The 16,274-nt window shown below is 71.4% G+C and carries 11 protein-coding genes and 2 pseudogenes; 10 read left to right on the forward strand and 3 right to left on the reverse strand.

The genetic code is table 11. The features are described from left to right. From L0P92_RS22675 to L0P92_RS22695, 5 genes and pseudogenes are all read left to right on the forward strand, one after another. A pseudogene (locus tag L0P92_RS22675) lies at window positions 1–744 on the forward strand (lytic transglycosylase); the annotation flags it as partial. A 135-nt stretch (window positions 745–879) separates the two neighbouring features. Beyond that, window positions 880–1,014 carry an SPW_0924 family protein gene (locus L0P92_RS22680; RefSeq protein WP_107438846.1) on the forward strand — a complete coding sequence of 45 codons (135 nt, stop codon included), beginning with the start codon at window positions 880–882 and terminating at the stop codon, window positions 1,012–1,014. Window positions 1,015–1,047: 33 nt separating this feature from the next. Further along, window positions 1,048–2,040, forward strand: a complete 993-nt coding sequence (gene pgfA, locus L0P92_RS22685) for a cell envelope lipid trafficking protein PgfA (protein ID WP_234764659.1) — start codon at window positions 1,048–1,050, stop codon at window positions 2,038–2,040. Between the two features lie 51 nt (window positions 2,041–2,091). Continuing rightward, window positions 2,092–2,982 (forward strand): lipase family protein, encoded by an 891-nt coding sequence (locus tag L0P92_RS22690; protein ID WP_234764660.1) that lies wholly within the window; start codon window positions 2,092–2,094, stop codon window positions 2,980–2,982. A 95-nt stretch (window positions 2,983–3,077) separates the two neighbouring features. Then, window positions 3,078–3,689: pseudogene (locus L0P92_RS22695) on the forward strand (caspase family protein); the annotation flags it as partial. A gap of 3,637 nt (window positions 3,690–7,326) precedes the next feature. Here L0P92_RS22695 and hrpB read toward each other — a convergent pair. Both hrpB and L0P92_RS22705 read right to left on the reverse strand, forming a co-directional pair. Beyond that, window positions 7,327–9,942 carry an ATP-dependent helicase HrpB gene (gene hrpB, locus L0P92_RS22700; RefSeq protein WP_234764661.1) on the reverse strand — a complete coding sequence of 872 codons (2,616 nt, stop codon included), beginning with the start codon at window positions 9,940–9,942 and terminating at the stop codon, window positions 7,327–7,329. Window positions 9,943–9,946: 4 nt separating this feature from the next. Then, window positions 9,947–10,789 (reverse strand): class I SAM-dependent methyltransferase, encoded by an 843-nt coding sequence (locus L0P92_RS22705; RefSeq protein WP_234764682.1) that lies wholly within the window; start codon window positions 10,787–10,789, stop codon window positions 9,947–9,949. A 376-nt stretch (window positions 10,790–11,165) separates the two neighbouring features. Here L0P92_RS22705 and rpsA point away from each other — a divergent pair, with 376 nt between their 5' ends. From rpsA to L0P92_RS22725, 4 genes are all read left to right on the forward strand, one after another. Beyond that, a complete protein-coding gene (rpsA, locus tag L0P92_RS22710) occupies window positions 11,166–12,662 on the forward strand; it encodes a 30S ribosomal protein S1 (protein WP_234764662.1) in 1,497 nt (498 codons plus the stop codon). 233 nt (window positions 12,663–12,895) lie between these two features. Then, window positions 12,896–13,834 (forward strand): PAC2 family protein, encoded by a 939-nt coding sequence (locus L0P92_RS22715; protein ID WP_234764663.1) that lies wholly within the window; start codon window positions 12,896–12,898, stop codon window positions 13,832–13,834. Between the two features lie 53 nt (window positions 13,835–13,887). Beyond that, a complete protein-coding gene (gene coaE / locus L0P92_RS22720; RefSeq protein WP_234764664.1) occupies window positions 13,888–14,502 on the forward strand; it encodes a dephospho-CoA kinase in 615 nt (204 codons plus the stop codon). Window positions 14,503–14,573: 71 nt separating this feature from the next. Next, entirely contained in the window at window positions 14,574–14,954 is a 381-nt protein-coding gene (locus L0P92_RS22725; protein WP_234764665.1) for a tetratricopeptide repeat protein, read from the forward strand. A 25-nt stretch (window positions 14,955–14,979) separates the two neighbouring features. Here L0P92_RS22725 and L0P92_RS22730 read toward each other — a convergent pair whose 3' ends face one another. Then, the gene (locus L0P92_RS22730) at window positions 14,980–15,246 is read right to left on the reverse strand and encodes a DUF6343 family protein (protein ID WP_234764666.1); all 267 of its coding nucleotides are present in this window, start codon (window positions 15,244–15,246) and stop codon (window positions 14,980–14,982) included. 66 nt (window positions 15,247–15,312) lie between these two features. On the opposite strand from L0P92_RS22730, the gene L0P92_RS22735 reads away from it, so the two are divergent. Next, window positions 15,313–16,224: an acyltransferase domain-containing protein gene (locus L0P92_RS22735; protein WP_234764667.1), complete on the forward strand. Its 912-nt coding sequence runs from the start codon at window positions 15,313–15,315 to the stop codon at window positions 16,222–16,224. Window positions 16,225–16,274 lie beyond the last annotated feature (50 nt).

Consider the following 16,274-nt stretch of genomic DNA (forward strand, 5'->3'; position numbering starts at 1 on the left):
ACCCCGCCCACCCCCACCGACACCGTGCACCACCTGGAGGACGCGGGCACCGCGAAGCTCACGGCGATGGCGGGCGACACCTTCACCCAGAAGATCAGCAGCCGCGCCGAGACCGAGGCCGGCAAGGCGGTCGCCAAGGTCAGGATCCGCTTCACCATCACCGGCGACACCGATGCCACCTTCAGCACCGGCGAGAAGTACGCCACCGCCCTCACCGACAGCGCCGGTGAGGTCGTGGCACCCGCGCTGAAGGCGGGCGAGGACACCGGCGAGTTCGTGGTCCGCGCCTCCGTCGTGGGCCGTACCGTCGTCGGCCTCGACTACACGGCCACCGTCACCGAACGCGCCGCCGACACCCTGACCCGCACCGGCGAGACCGCGCTGACCTGCACCCCGGGCGGCGAGTTCGCCGACCAGGTCGAGGTGAAGGCGACGTACAAGGGCGCCGTGGCGGACAAGGTCGCCGCCACCGCCACGCTCATCAAGTCGGCGGACGACCCGGCCGAGAACGACAAGGGTCCCTACTTCAAGGACGCCGACGGCAAGACCGTACGCACCCTGACCGGACTGACCACGGACGCCAACGGTCTGCTCAAGCTGCCGAAGCTGTACGCCGACGACACCACGGGCACGTTCCTGCTCCGTATCAACACCGCGGGCGGCGCGACGCTGACCGTCGAACTGAAGGTCGCGGCGGCCGAGTCGACCCAGACGCCGAGCCCGTCGGCCACTCCGAGCGCGTAATCGCTCATACAGCCATGACGTCGCCCCTCCGAGGAGGGGCGACGTCGTCATGTGCGACGTGTTCTCATCTCGCCCACCCGTTGCTACGGTGCCAGATCTGACGACCTATCAGTTCCGGCCCGTCGGGAGGCCCGTATGCGAGCCCTGATCGCAGCCGCGACCGGTCTCGCCGTCGCGCTCGCCCTGGTCCTGGCGCTCACCGCGATGGGCTCACCGGCCGGTGAGACCTCCCCGAAGCCGCTGCTGACGACGGTGCCCGCACACCCGTAACCGCCCGTCCGCCCGCCCGGGAGGGAGGCCGAGATGCGCCGCAAGGCCGGCCTGATCCTGCTCGCCCTCGCCGTGTTCTTCGCGGCCCTGTCCCCGCTGCTGCGCTGGTACGCCTTCCCGCGCCTGGCCAAGATCCCGGCGAACCAGTACCAGGACATGGTCCTGGAGGCGAAGGACGCGACCCTCCTCGACTACGGCACCATGCAGGCCCGCAAGGTACCCAAGGTCACCATCGTGCAGACCCTGAAAGGCAACGTCGAGGAGTCGGAGAAGATCGAGAAGACGGCCGGGCGGGACGTCGTCGTCTGGGACGGTCTGTCGTACGTCGTCGGCCCCGACGGCAAGATGGTCTCCAAGATCCCCGAGCGCTACATCTTCGACGCCCACACCCAGGAACCCGTCCACGCCACCGGCGAGATGGTCGACGGCGACCCGGTGAAACGCCAGGGCATCGAGTTCAAGTGGCCCTTCCTGACGGAGAAGCGGGACTACGAGTACTTCGACGCCCAGGCACGTGTCACGGCCCCCATCCACTACAAGGGCACCCAGAACTTCCGCGGCGTCGACGTCTACTACTTCGAGCAGACCATCCCCTGGACCAAGGTCCACTTCCCCAAGACCATGCCGGTCGAGGGCATCACCCCGGAGTCGGTCGCCGAGACCGGCACGACCCGCTGGTACACCACCGTCCGCAAGTTCTGGGTCGAACCCCTCACCGGCGCACCCGTCTACGGCGAGGAGATCCACAAGGAGGAGCTCCGCGGCGGCACCCTGCTCGGCGGCCGGGACAGGGTCACGGCGTTCGCCGGCCACGTGAAGATGCGCGAGGACTACATCGACTCCACGGTGGACCTGGTCAAGTCCAACCGCACGCTGGTCCTGCTGCTGACGTCGTACCTCCCGTGGGGCTTCCTGGCCCTCGGCCTGCTCCTCCTGACGCTCTCCCTCTGGCTGGAGGCACGCGGCCGCCGCCCGGGCGACCCGGAGCCGACGAAGGACAGCGAGCCGGAGCCGGTCAACGCCTAACGGTCGAACCCAAGTTGTACGATCCTGAGCACAACCGCTCGGGGGAGGGGCATGGCCGCCATAGTCATCGTGCACGGCATCGGCAAGCAGTACCTCGGCCCCCACACTCTGCACACCGCGGTTGCGCCGGCGCTGCGCGACGGCGTCCGCCTCGCCGACGGCCCGGCTCTCGACGACGCGGACATCGCCACCGCCTTCTACGGCCACCTGTTCCGGCCACCCGGCAGCGGTCGGGTCATCAAGGGCGAGCCGCTGCCGGATCCGCGCGACCCACTTGATCCGTACGAACACGATCTTCTGCTCGCCTGGTGGACCGAGGCGGCACGGCTCGAACCTGAGCGCGTTCCGGCGCCACCCGACGCCCGCCCCGGCAAGGCGCCCACCCCGTACACCGTGCAACGCGCGCTGTACGCGCTGACCCGAAGCCGGTTCCTCGCCCGGGCCGGGGACCGCTTCCTGCTCGGCGTACTGCGGCAGGTGCGCCGCTACCTCACCGAACCGGACCTGCGAGCCGGCATCCAGGAGGCCGTCGCCGCAACCGTCGGCCCCGACACCCGGGTCCTGGTGGGCCACTCCCTCGGCTCCGTCATCGCCTACGAGGCACTCGCTGCGCGGCCCGCAAGGCAGGTGCCGAGCCTGGTCACGATCGGCTCACCGCTGGGCATCCCGCACCTCGTGTTCGACCGGCTCACCCCACCACCCGAGCAGGGGCGCGGACAGTGGCCGACCGGCGTCGACCGCTGGACCAACCTCTGCGACCGACGCGATGTCGTCGCACTCACCAAGCGCCTGGGCCCCCTCTTCGACGACGGCGACCGGCACATCCGCGACGTCCTCGTCGACAACGGCTGGCAGGCACACGCACTCGAACACCACCTCACCGCGGCCGAGACGGGAGCCGCGATCACCGCCGCACTCGCGGAGCCGGACGGTCGCCGGTGAGCGTCAGTGACCGCAGTGCGGGGCCCCATGGGACCGGCACAGATCCACGCCCGGTGCCTCCGCTCGGGGAACGGGCACCAGTTCGTCGGCTCGTCATGGTCGGCGGCACTTCTTCGTACGACCTTCAGCAGCACCTGCCCGGCGTGTCCGGCGACCTCGACACCGTCTCCGAGGTCTTCCGAACCCTTGGCTACAGCGAGGATCACCGCCTCCACGACGCCGGGACCGACTCCTTCCGCCGCGGACTGTCCGACTGGGCCGCCGCCGAGGCCCGCATGGACGACGCCCTCGTCCTCTACTACACCGGCCACGGCGACCGCGACCACCGCAGGCACTACGTACTGTGCCGCGACAGCGACCCCACGAGGCTCGGCGGCACCGCTCTCGCCACCGAGGACCTGGTCGGCATCGTCACCGAGAGCGGCGTCGAGCGACTGTTGCTCATAGTCGACACCTGCTACGCCGGACAGGGCGGTGTGGACGCGGCGCGCAGCATCGCCGACGAACTCGGGGCCGCGCTCACCGGTACCCGCGCCGCTGACGAGAGCCGTCTCACCGCCTTCTCCGTCATCGCCGCCGCGCGCACGGGAGAGGCAGCCGAGGACGGCGCGTTCGCCCGGGCGCTGCGGTCCGCCGTGAACGACCTCACTCTCGGCGGCCACCGCCAGCGCAAGCTCTACCTCGAACAGGTCGTCGACCGCGTCAACGATGCTCTCGCCGCCGACGGCCCCTTCCAGCACGCCGCCTGGGGCACGCTGCCCAGCGGTGAGGGGTTCCCCTTCTTCCCCAACCCGCGCTACGCCCCTGACCTCCCGGCCGGCCTCGATCTCGACGAACAGCGCACCTGGAACAGCCGGGAAGGGCGCCTCCGCCGAACCGAACTCCTCAGCCACTTCGACCCCCGGGGCCGCGGCGCGGACGCCCTCGGCGGCACAGGCTCCTACTTCACCGGCCGGGTCAAGGCGTGCGCCGAACTCACCGCCTGGCTCACTGCCACCGACCCCGACAGCCGCCGGTCCGTGGTGGTGACCGGCAGCGGCGGCGTGGGCAAGTCCGCGCTGATCGGCCGCCTCGTCCTCGACGCCCGCGCCGCCGGGACCCCACTCACCGCGATTCACGCCCGGCACAAGCTCCTGGAGGAGATCACCTCGGGCATCGCCGACGCCGCCGACATCGCCCCGGGCGACCCGGCGACGCAGAGCCCGGACCTGCTCGTGGAGGCCCTCGCCACCCGCCGGACCCCACTCCACATCGCGGTCGACGCGCTCGACGAGGCGGGCACAGCAGGCAGCACCGACGCCGAGCCGGAGCGCATCGCCGCACACCTGTTGCGGCCCCTCTCCGAACTCCCCCGCGTCCACATCCTGATCGGCACGCGCCCTCACGCCGTCCCCGCCCTCGGCCCCGGGTTCCATCGGCTCGACCTTGACGACCCCCAGTGGACCCACCCCGGCGACGTCCGTGCATACGCCACCCAGCTCCTACTCGCCCCCGACGGCCCCGGCAGCACCAGCCCTTACCGGCACCGGACCGCCCACCCGGTGGCCCGCGCGATCGAAGCCCGCGCCGGCGGAAACTACCTCGTCGCCCGGCTCGCAGCCCGGTGCCTCGCCCAGCACTCCAGCGCCCTCGACACCGCTCTCCCCGGCTGGCAGGACCACCTGCCCGAACTCATCACCGAGGCACCCCGGCCCACCGGACCCGCCTTCCGCTGGGCGCTGCGGCAGCAGTTCGAGGAGCAGGAGCTGCGCGGGCGGCGACTGCTCACGGCGCTGGCCCTGGCCGAGGGCACCGGCCTGCCGGCGGGCGACGTCTGGTGCGCCATCGCCTCCGTCCTCACCCGCGACCCGGTCGGTCCGCGTGACCTGGACTGGATTCTGCGCAGCGGCGGCTCCCACATCGTGGAGGACGTGGACCGGCACGGCCGCTCCGTGTACCGCCTCTACCACGAGACATTCGCCGATGAACTGCGCGACGGCCTCACCGCGGAGTTGCTGCGGAGCATCGCCCGAGCCCTGGCCGACCTCGTCCGGCCGAAAGCCGACGGAACGGGCCCCGACTGGGCCGCCGCCGACCCCTACCTGCTCGAGCACCTGCCCAGCCACGCCTCGGCGGGCGGCCTCTTGGACCACCTGGTGACGGACCCGCTGTTTCTCGTCGCCGCTGACCCGGCCGTGCTACGGCGCACCCTGCCCGGCCTGCGACGGCCGAAGGCCCGTGCCGTTCGCGACAGTTACGAGCGCATCGCGCCGCACCTGGTGGCGGAGACCGACGTCGGCGCCAGGGCGGCGCTGCTGCGGCTGACGGCCCTGGAGATGGGGGACGGTCAACTGGCGGACGCGACCTCGGTACGGGTTCCGGACCAGCCGTGGAGGGCGGAGTGGGCTTATGTGCCCAGCCCGCCGTACCCGTACCGGTCACTGGGGCGGTTCCCGTCAGGGGGGTGGCCGCACGCACTGGTCGAGTGCGACGGGCGCTGGATCCTGGTACTCGGGGAGAAAGGCCGTATCACCTGCTGGGACACCGAGACGTGCGAGCCGCTCGGCGAACTGCCGGAGCCGGCCGGGGAGACCGGGGTGTCCTCGGCGGGCATCGAGGAGATCGCGACCTGCCCCGGCGGCTGGGCGCTCCTCAAGGGCAGAAGCGGCCCGCTGCATCGCCTTCAGGTCTGGGACGTCTCACGGCGACGGCCCTGGGGTACCCAGGTCGGGGTGCATGCCGAGAGCGTCGCCCTGACGGCCGCCGCCGACACCCTGGTGGCCGGCGCACTCGACAGCGACGGCCATGTACGGCTGGTCGACATGCGCACCGGGCAGGAGCTGTGCCGACTGACGCCCTGGCGCGCCGGATCCGGCCTACTGCTGAACCGGCGACTCGTGATGGAGGTCCGTGACGGCACGATCACGGTCGCCGCGGTGCGCGCCGGACTTACCGCGGACGACGCACGGGAGGTCCACCGATGGACCGTGGACCCTCGGAACGGCTGGCGAACCCTGGACAGCACCAGGCGGTTGCTGCGCGGCAGGCATGTGCAGGCCGTCCTCCTCCACGAGGGGCGCGTGGTCGTCGCCACGCAGGACCACCGACTCGAGTCCTCCAGAACGCGTACGGACGCTGTCACTGACCACGGAGCCGGGATCGAGGAGTGGACCTGTGTGTCCGACGGCCGGGCCGTGACGGACGGCGGCGAGTTCCTGCTGCCGACGGGCAACGGCCTGATCCGGATGACCGTGCACATGAACGGCGTCGAGGTGGTCGACGCCACCGGGCGCCGCACCGTGGTCCTGCACGCCGACATCCCGAGCATGCCTCGCATGGTGGCCGCGGTCACCGCGCCCGACGAGGTCCTGCTGGCCGTGGGCGAGTTCCTGGACTCCGGGGTGTCCCTGTGGGCCGTACCGCTCGGCGGCACCCGTGGCGCGGACACCGAGCCCCGGCGGTTCTCCGCGCTGTTCGGCACGCGGCTGAGCCAGGGGCGGGTGGCCGGGCAGGACGTGCTGGCTCTCGGCGACGGCGCAGGAGTGCGCTGTCTGGACACCGCGACCGGAGACCTCGTGGTCCGGGAGGGCAAGAGACACTGCCGCACGGTCTGGGGTGCACACGGTCAGCCGCTGCTGATTGCCGGCGTCCATGAGCCTCACCCGGGCCTACGCCTGCTACGGGTGCTCGGCCGGCCCCGGCGGTACCTGATGCTCCGCGACGCCCCGCCGGGCGACCTCCGCTGGCTGGAGCCGGTGACCTGGCAGGGCCACGCCGCCGTGCTGGGCGTCTTCGGCGCACGGATCGCCGTCTGGACCCGGACGGGACGCCGCCTGTGCGAGGCGCCCCTGCCCACCGAGCCATGGGCGGTCGCCTGCCGTGTCGTCGCCGACCGCCTCTACGTCGCCTGTTACTTTCACGAACGCGGCCTCAGCGTCATCGAACTGCCTGACGGGAACACCGTCTTCCACCTCGCTGACAGCCCCGGTGAGTCGGTCAACGTCTCGGTCGCCCACCACCGGCAGCCGGGCGCCATCGCCCTCGACGAATGGAACCGCAAACCCGTCGTCGGGCACGTGAGCCTCGGTACGGGCATCAAGGTCCACGACGTCCTCTCCGGCTCCGAGATCTGGAGGTACGCAGAGAAGATCTCGTCCTCATCCCTGTACCTGCACCGCATGGGCGGTCGCCGGGTGGCCGTCACCGTCGACTACCACAACACTCTCCGGCTCCTTGACATCGGCAGCGGCACCGAGGCCGCACGTATCCCGGTGGGCGCCGAGATCCAGACCGTGACACCGCTCCCCGGCGAGCGCGTCGCCGTCCTCACCACGACCGGCCTCTACACCCTCCGCTTCCCGGCATTCAGCCCCGACGCAACCGGGCTGTCGTCTGCCGGGTCGGTTCCGCCGCTGCGGGATCCTCCGGCCACGGATGCTTCGGGTACCTCCCACGCAGTTCTGCCCGCACTGCTCGGTAGCCGTCCCTCCAGAAGGAGGCGAGGTCGGCGGTGACGGCCGCGGGACGCCCGGCGGGGGAGAGCAGATGGACGAGGAGCGGCACCCCGGCCACGGTCGGCGACTCGTGCAGCCCGAACATCTCCTGCAGCTTCACGGCGAGCACGGGCTGCTCGGGATCCCCATAGTCGATCCGGATTCTGGACCCACTCGGCACGGCGATGCGCTCGGGCGCCAGTTCGTCGAGCCGCCCGGCCGCACCGGACGCCCACGGCAGGAGCCGGGTCAGTGCCTGCCCCGCGTCGATCCGTCCGAGGTCGGCCCTGCGCCGGGCCCGCCCCAGCTCGGGTTCCAGCCACTCGTCCACGCGCGCGTGCAGCGCGTCGTCGGACACGTCCGGCCAGGGCTCGCCGAGGCGCAGCCGGAGAAACGCGAGCCGCTGCCGCAGCACGAGGGCATCAGGAGTCCAGCGCAACAGGCCGAGCCCTTCCTGCCGCAGCCCTTCGAGGAGCGCGTCGCGTACGAGTACGGGGTCGGCGTCGCGCAAGGGACGGACCGCCAGCTCGATTGCGCCGAGCCGCTCGACCCGCCGCGCGACGACGTCCCCGTCGGCCCAGTGGACCTCCTGGCCCGAGTGGTACAGCGAGGCCGCCGCCGACCGGGCCGTGTCCTCGTCCACCGCGGCAGCGAGCCGCACGCGCGCGTGCCCCTTGCCCACGGGCCGGTCCGCCACGGCCACGGCGATCCAGGGCGCGCCCCGCAACGGGCTCCCGTCATGCAACTCGGCCCGCGTCCCGGAGGCCATGAGATAGGAACCGCCGTCGGCCTTGGCGACGCGCTCGGGGAAGGCGAGGGCGGCGACGACCCCGGCGGTCCGCTCGTCTCCACCGGGCGCCGGGGTCCGTTCGCCACCACCTTCTGCCGCACGGCGGGCACCTCCGCCCTGCGCCGAGGTGCGGGCGTCCAGGCCGCGCGCGGCCGTGTGGGCATCCCCGCCCTGCCACACCGCGCCGTCGTCCGCGCCCCGCGCCCGCACACCACCGCCGTTCGCCCGCAGCCGCCGCACCTCCGCACGCCACCGCCCCGCATACGCGTCGCCGCCGCGACGGGCCGCCCGTAGCGCCGCCGCCAGGTCGTCGCCGTACTCCCTCGGGGGCTCCTCGCTCAGGAGCGCGACTACCTCGGCGCCCTCGCCTGCCGTGTCCAGCAGCGCCCGGCCCAACCGCGGATGCAACCCGAGGCGGGCCAGTTCGGTGCCCCGAGGCGTGGCCCGCCCCTCCGCGTCCACCGCCCCGACGGCCGTCAGTACGCTCCTCGCCGCCGCCATCGCCCCGCCCGGCGGCGCGTCCAGCAGTGCCAGCCCCGACGCGTCGGGATCGCCCCAGCACGCCGCCTGCAACGCGAACGCCGTCAGGTCGGCCACCTTGATCTCCGGCGACGGGAACCGCGGCAGACGGGCGTCCTCGGCCTCCGCCCAGCACCGGTACACCGCCCCCGGCGCTTCACGCCCGGCCCGCCCCGCCCGCTGTCGCCCGGCCGCCTGCGAGGCCCGTACCGTCGTCAGCGCGCTCAGCCCACGCGCGTGGTCGACGCGCGGCTCCCGCGCAAGCCCGGAGTCGACGACCACCCGCACTCCGGGCACCGTCAGCGACGACTCCGCCACGGACGTCGCCAGCACCACCCGCCGCCGCTCCCCGCCGGTCAGCACCGAGTCCTGCACGGCCGCCGACGCCCGCCCGTGCACCTGCAACACCTCGACGTCCCCGAGATCCCCCAGCTGTCCGGCCACCCGCGCGATCTCGCCCACGCCCGGCAGGAAACAGAGCACGTCCCCGGCGCGCTCGGCGAGCGCCCGCCGCACCACCGACGCCACATGCGCCAGCTGCGCCGGATCGACCCGCATGCCGTGCGGCGGCCGTACCGGACGCGCAGGCGGCGCCCACACCACCTCCACCGGATGCGCGGCGCCCTCGGCCTCGACCACCGGAGCGCCACCCAGCAGCCGCGCCCACCCCTCGGCGTCCGTCGTCGCCGAGGCCGCCACCAGCCGCAGCTCAGGCCGCAGCGCCTGCCGTACGTCCCACAGGAACGCCGCCACCGTGTCCGCGTCCAGATGCCGCTCATGGCACTCGTCGAGGATCACGACGTCCACGCCCGCGAGCTCCTGGTCGCGCTGCAACCGCTGCAGCAGCACACCGGTCGTGACGACCTCCACGCGCGCGTGCCGTCCGACGACCCGCTCCCCGCGCACCGTGCAGCCGACGCTCTCGCCGACTTTCTCGCCCAGCAGCCACGCCATCCGCCGCGCGGCCGCCCGGGCGGCGATCCGCCGGGGCTCGGCGACGACCACCCGACGCGCCGGACCGTCACCCAGCAGCCCCGCCAGGGCCAGTGGCACCAGCGTCGTCTTGCCGGTACCCGGCGGCGCGACGAGCACCGCGGTGCCGTGCGCGTCCAGGGCGTCGGTCAGACCGGGCAGGGCGCCGCGTACGGGCAGCGCGTCCAGGGCGTCGTAACGGATCACGCTCTCAGTCTCTCCCCCAGCCTCCGGCCGGGGGTGCCCCCATCTCGCTTCGCTCGCACACGAAGATCGCCGTCCCCGGGATCAGGTTCCCGCGCAGCGGCGACCAGCCGCCCCACTCCGAGGTGTTCCAGGCCGGCCACTCCGGCTCCACCAGGTCCACCAGCCGGAGCCCGGCCGCCACGACGTCCCGCACCCGGTCGCCCACCGTGCGGTGATGCTCGACGTAGACCGCGCGGCCCTCCTCGTCCTGCTCGACGTAGGGCGTGCGGTCGAAGTAGGAGGCCGAGACGGACAGGCCCTCCGGGCCCGGCTCGTCAGGGAACGCCCAGCGGACGGGGTGGGTGACGGAGAAGACGAAACGGCCGCCGGGGCGCAACACCCGCCGCACCTCGCGCAGCACCAGCACCGGGTCGGCGACGAACGGCAGCGCGCCGTACGCCGAGCACGCCAGGTCGAAGGAGGCGTCGGCGAAGGGCAGGGCGCCCGCGTCCGCGCACACCAGAGGGAACGCGCTCCCGATCCGCAGCGCGTGCTGCAGCTGGCGGTGGGAGATGTCCAGGGCGACCGGACGGGCCCCCTGCGCGGTCAGCCAGCGCGAGCACTGGGCGGCGCCGGCGCCGATCTCCAGGACGTCCTTGCCCTTGAGGTCCTCCGGCGGCCCGAGCAGCTCGGCCTCCACCTCGTCCAGCCCCTCGGGCCCCCACACGAAGCGGTCGTCGCCGAGGAACGTGCCGTGCTCGGTCTGGTACTCGTCCGCGTTGCGGTCCCACCAGCCCCGGTTGGCACGGGAACTCTCCGCGACATCGGCGTCGCGCCGGGTGGCCTCCGGTTCGTGCTCTTGGATGATCGGCTCCCTCGTCGTACTCTTCCGTCACCTGAATGGCGCGGACCCTCACGGTGGTGTCACGTGAGGGGTGCTCCTAGGCCTGCGTGGCCTCAGAAGACAGGTTGTGTGCCGGGTATGGGGCGATCCGCCCCGGGTGTGCGCCTTCGCGCATTGACCATGTCCGGCTGCCCCCGTATGCTACAAGTTGCGCTGCGGGCCTGCGCACCTCAGACGTAGCAGGCTGCGCTCGCATCTGTTGTATGTCCCCTCGGTTTTCGAGGCGCCACCACGGATTTCGTGGGGCGCTTCCTTGGCTGTCCGGCTTCTTCAGAGCGATACGGGCTCCCGGCGTAGCAGTACCTACGACTTCAATGTCCGTACCGGAGCCCTTTCCCACATGACGAGCAGCACCGAGACCACCGCCACCACCCCGCAGGTTGCGGTCAACGACATCGGTAACGAGGAAGCCTTCCTCGCCGCGATCGACGAGACGATCAAGTACTTCAACGACGGCGACATCGTCGACGGCGTCATCGTGAAGGTCGACCGGGACGAGGTCCTGCTCGACATCGGTTACAAGACCGAAGGTGTCATCCCGAGCCGCGAGCTCTCGATCAAGCACGACGTCGACCCCAACGAGGTCGTCGCCGTCGGTGACGAGATCGAGGCCCTTGTTCTCCAGAAGGAGGACAAGGAAGGCCGCCTGATCCTCTCGAAGAAGCGCGCCCAGTACGAGCGTGCCTGGGGCACCATCGAGAAGATCAAGGAAGAGGACGGCATCGTCACCGGTACCGTCATCGAGGTCGTCAAGGGTGGTCTCATCCTCGACATCGGCCTCCGTGGCTTCCTCCCGGCCTCCCTGGTCGAGATGCGCCGCGTTCGCGACCTCCAGCCCTACGTGGGCAAGGAGCTCGAGGCCAAGATCATCGAGCTGGACAAGAACCGCAACAACGTGGTCCTGTCCCGCCGTGCCTGGCTGGAGCAGACCCAGTCCGAGGTCCGCCAGACGTTCCTCACCACCCTCCAGAAGGGTCAGGTCCGTTCCGGCGTCGTCTCCTCGATCGTCAACTTCGGTGCCTTCGTGGACCTGGGTGGCGTCGACGGTCTGGTCCACGTCTCCGAGCTGTCCTGGAAGCACATCGACCACCCGTCCGAGGTTGTCGAGGTCGGCCAGGAAGTCACCGTCGAGGTCCTCGACGTCGACATGGACCGCGAGCGTGTCTCCCTGTCGCTGAAGGCGACCCAGGAAGACCCGTGGCAGCAGTTCGCCCGGACCCACCAGATCGGTCAGGTCGTCCCGGGTAAGGTCACCAAGCTGGTTCCGTTCGGTGCGTTCGTCCGCGTGGACGAGGGCATCGAGGGTCTGGTCCACATCTCCGAGCTGGCCGAGCGCCACGTGGAGATCCCGGAGCAGGTCGTCCAGGTCAACGACGAGATCTTCGTCAAGGTCATCGACATCGACCTCGAGCGTCGTCGCATCAGCCTCTCGCTGAAGCAGGCCAACGAGTCCTTCGGTGCCGACCCGGCCTCGGTCGAGTTCGACCCGACCCTGTACGGCATGGCCGCGTCCTACGACGACCAGGGCAACTACATCTACCCCGAGGGCTTCGACCCCGAGACCAACGACTGGCTCGAGGGCTACGAGAAGCAGCGCGAGGAGTGGGAGCGCCAGTACGCCGAGGCGCAGACCCGCTTCGAGCAGCACCAGCAGCAGGTCATCAAGAGCCGCGAGGCCGACGCCGCTGCTGCCGCCGAGGGTGGCGACACCGCGGGTGCGGCTCCGGCCGCGGGTGGCGGTTCGTACTCCTCCGAGGGTCCGGACAACTCCGGTGCGCTGGCTTCGGACGAGGCGCTTGCCGCGCTGCGCGAGAAGCTGGCCGGGGGCCAGAGCTGAACGCTGGCTCGCTGAGGCTTAGCAGCTGACTGAGGGACCGTACCTTTCGAGGTGCGGTCCCTCAGGCGTTTGTGGGTTGACTTTCGGCTGCCGGCCGGTGGGGGCTTGTCGCGCAGTTCCCCGCGCCCCTGGGTGGGCTGTCCAACCCGGCAAGATCAATGAGCCCCCTCCTCCGGGAATGCCCGTGCCCGTAAGGGTGTTGTCACGTACGGACACGAGGAGGAGCGGTCACTGTGCTTGATCCGCAGGGTTTGTACGCGTGGGAGCCGAAGGGGCTGGCTGTCGTCGACATGGCGCTCGCCCAGGAGTCGGCCGGTCTTGTCATGCTCTACCACTTCGACGGATACATCGACGCGGGCGAGACCGGCGACCAGATCGTCGACGGACTCCTGGACTCGCTGCCCCACCAGGTCGTCGCCCGCTTCGACCACGACCGGCTGGTGGACTACCGGGCCCGCCGACCGCTGCTGACGTTCAAGCGCGACCGCTGGGCCGGCTATGAGGTGCCGGGCATAGAGGTGCGGCTCGTGCAGGACGCCACCGGGGCGCCGTTCCTGCTGCTGTCCGGGCCCGAGCCGGACGTGGAGTGGGAGCGCTTCGCCGCGGCCGTCAAGGAGATCGTGGAGCGGCTCGGGGTGCGGCTTTCGGTGAACTTCCACGGCATCCCCATGGGCGTCCCGCACACCCGCCCGGTCGGCCTCACCCCGCACGGCAACCGCACCGACCTCGTCCCCGGCCACAGCAGCCCCTTCGACGAGGCGCAGGTGCCCGGCAGCGCCGAGTCCCTCGTCGAGTACCGGCTGATGGAGGCCGGCCATGACGTCCTGGGAGTCGCCGCGCACGTGCCGCACTACATCGCCCGCTCCGGCTACCCGGACGCCGCCCTGACCGTCCTGGAAGCCGTCACCGCGGCGACCGGTCTGGTCCTGCCCGGCATCGCGCACTCCCTGCGCACCGAAGCCCACCGCACCCAGAACGAGATCGACCGGCAGATCCGCGAGGGCGACGAGGAGCTCACCAACCTCGTCGAGGGCCTTGAGCACCAGTACGACGCGATGGCGGGTGCCGAGTCCCGGGGCAACATGCTCGCCGAGCCCGTGGACATCCCGTCGGCGGACGAGATCGGGCGGGAGTTCGAGCGGTTCCTGGCGGAGCGGGAGGGCGACAACTGAGGGGGCAGGTCCTGCCGGGTGCGTTGTCAGAGGCAGGGCCTAAGCTTCGGGGCATGCTGAAGGTGGGCCTGACCGGGGGCATCGGTGCCGGTAAGAGCGAGGTGTCACGGCTGCTCGTGGAGCACGGGGCCGTGCTGATCGACGCGGACCGGATCGCCCGCGAGGTCGTCGCGCCCGGTACGGCAGGGCTCGCCGCAGTCGTCGAGGCGTTCGGCGAGGACGTCCTCGCCGCGGACGGCAGCCTCGACCGGCCCAAGCTGGGCTCGATCGTCTTCGCCGACCCCGACCGGCTCGCCGTGCTGAACTCGATCGTGCACCCCCTCGTCGGCGCCCGCTCCCGCGAACTCGAAGAGGCCGCCGCCCGGGACGCCGTAGTCGTGCACGACGTCCCGCTCCTCACGGAGAACGGCCTCGCGCCGCTGTACGACGTCGTGGTCGTCGTCGACGCCGACCCCGAGACCCAGCTCGACCGGCTCGTCCGGCTGCGTGGCATGACCGAGCAGGACGCACGCGCACGGATGGCCGCGCAGGCGACGCGTGAGCAGCGCAGGGAGATCGCGGACATCGTCATCGACAACGACGTACCGCTGGAAGAGCTCCAAAGACGTGTGAAGGACGTGTGGGACGAGCTCGTGCGTCGAGCTCATGAGGGACAGGGGAACCGGTAGTCCCTGGTGTCGCAGGAATAGCCGCGGCATCATCGCGCGTTGAAGCCCTCCAGTGAGGGAAGGACATTGCCGTGCCCGAGACCAGCGGTTCGACCGGACGTACTCCGGAGACGCATGTCATCGACTACCGCGCCGCCGAGCAGCTGCTCGCCGCGCGGGACCCGCGGGGCGCGGTGAAGCTGCTCGACGAGGTCATCGCCGTGCACCCGGAGAACACCGCCGCCCGGCTGCTGCGCGCCCGCGCCTTCTTCGCCGCCGCGCAACTGCGACCCGCCGAGCTGGAGTTCACCATCGTCCTGGAACGCGAGCCGGACAACGCGTTCGCGCACTTCGCGCTCGCCCGGACCTATGAGCGCCAGGGCCGGGGCGGCCAGGCCAAGCGTCACTTCCGGCTGGCCGCAGCGCTCGATCCGAACCCGCAGTACCTCAAGGCGGCACGGTTCGAAGCGTGAGCGGCCGGGGCGACGGCTCCAGGACCTAGCGGCGGCGGTTCTCGGGCGGTAGATACGGCGGTACGTCGCGGCCCGGCTGGTAGTGCGGGCCCTGGCGGATGTGCCGTAGGACCATGGTCATGTCGATCGTGATCACCAGCCACAGCACCCCGCAGGCCGCAGCCCAGCCGGGGCGCCCGGCGAGGGCGAACGCGGCGGTGCCGAAGATCGCCCAGAGCACACCCCACACGCACAGCCAGAAACGGGCCCGCAATGCACTGCGCGCCGTCGTAGGCTCACTGCCTGTACGCATCGGGACACCACTCCCTTCTTGAAACGTACTCCTCGTTCGCTCCTCGTTCCTTCCGCAGGGGGTCTAGTGCTGCCGGACACCGATGAACTGGCCGAAGTGCTGCTCGACCTCGCCGTACCCCACGAGGACGTCAACGACCTCGTACGGATGGGTCGGCGGGTGACGGACGACCCGGAGCTGCGGCAGTTCCTGGAGCGGTCCGTCGACGAGCTCGTCCGGGGGATGGGCGAGGTCGGCGGCCCGGTCGACCTGCCCGACCTGGACTGGGCCTCGGGCCCCTTGCAGCGCTGCTTCCCCGTGTACGTGTTCGTCGCGACACTGCCGTACACCCGCGCCTATCACCGTGAGCACGGCGTCCCGGCCGACGTCACCCGGCGCACCCTCGCCGACCTCGGGCGGAACATGGCCGTGTACCGCAGGCGGCACGGCCGGGCCGGGGTGCAGTCGCCGAGCTGGCTCACCCACCACTTCCGGGGCCAGCTGTACCAGCTCGGCCGGCTCCAGTTCGAGCGGACGCGGTACGGGCCGTGGAACCGGCGGGCGCTCTCGGGGAGCGGGCTGGACCTGCCGTCCGGCACACCGTGTCTGAGCCTGCACATCCCCGATTTCCTCGGCCCGCTGTCACCGGCCGCCTGCGACCGCTCCCTCGCGTCGGCCGCCGCGTTCTTCGCCCGGCACTTCCCCGAGGAGCCGTACCGGACCGCGCTCTGCCACTCCTGGCTGCTCGACCCGCAGTTGAAGCGGTATCTGCCGGCGGACTCCAACATCGTCCGGTTCCAGGACCGGTTCAAAGGCGCCTGTGTGGACGCGGAGCCGGAGGACACCGAGCCGGTCCAGTTCGTCTTCGGCGACCCGGGGTCGCCGGTCGAGAGCCTGCCGCGCCGTACGGCGGTGGAGCGGGCCGTGGGGGACCATCTGCGTGCGGGCGGGCACTGGTACATCGGGCACGGGTGGCTGCCGTTCGACGAGAGCGGCTGAAATTCCGTTCGTACGCCGATGAGTTCGGGAACGCGTGCCGGTCTACCCCT

The organism is Streptomyces muensis (assembly GCF_021474425.1).
GTDB classification, from domain to species: Bacteria; Actinomycetota; Actinomycetes; order Streptomycetales; family Streptomycetaceae; genus Streptomyces; species Streptomyces muensis.